This window comes from Mycobacterium sp. NGS69, from assembly GCF_059812165.1.
The window spans coordinates 1-448 of record NZ_JCALCD010000029.1; the positions used below are offsets into that span (position 1 = coordinate 1).

1 protein-coding gene is annotated in these 448 nt (G+C 57.6%); it reads right to left on the bottom strand.

Annotation, left to right across the window (positions count from 1 at the left end; all coding sequences use genetic code 11):
- Positions 1-62: 62 nt before the first annotated feature.
- A complete protein-coding gene (locus tag AC5Y2S_RS28940; protein WP_066914021.1) occupies positions 63-359 on the bottom strand; it encodes a WXG100 family type VII secretion target in 297 nt (98 codons plus the stop codon).
- Positions 360-448 lie beyond the last annotated feature (89 nt).

Sequence of the window (448 nt, forward strand, 5' to 3'; positions counted from 1 at the left end):
ATCCACATCGCCAAACTGGTAATTGATGGTCATGTTTTCCTCCTGAAATAAAAGTGTGGGGGCTAGCTGCCGAGGATTTGCTGCGAGGCCTGCTCTTGCTGCTCGTAGTTGTTCGCGTCGCGGATCAGCCCGTCACGCACACCGTGCAGCATGTTCACGATGTTGCGGAACGCCTGATTCATCTGACCCATCGTGTCGTAGGACGTCGCCTGCGCCTGGCCACTCCAGCCCGCACCGGCGATGTTCATCGACGACGCCCACATCTTGCGGGCCTCATCCTCAACGGTCTGCGCGTGGACCTCAAACCGGCCCGCCATCGCCCGCATCTCATGCGGGTCAGTCATAAAGCGTGTTGCCATGTTGCCTTTTCTCCTTCTGGATGAATTTCTTGCCTTGTGATACAGGTCGGCCGTCGTAACTGGCTGTTACGCGGCATGAAAGCCGATGG

Excerpts from the sequence above, each read along its gene's own strand:
- AC5Y2S_RS28940 (WP_066914021.1), bottom strand. The coding sequence starts at position 359 with ATGGCAACACGCTTTATGACTGACCCGCATGAGATGCGGGCGATGGCG.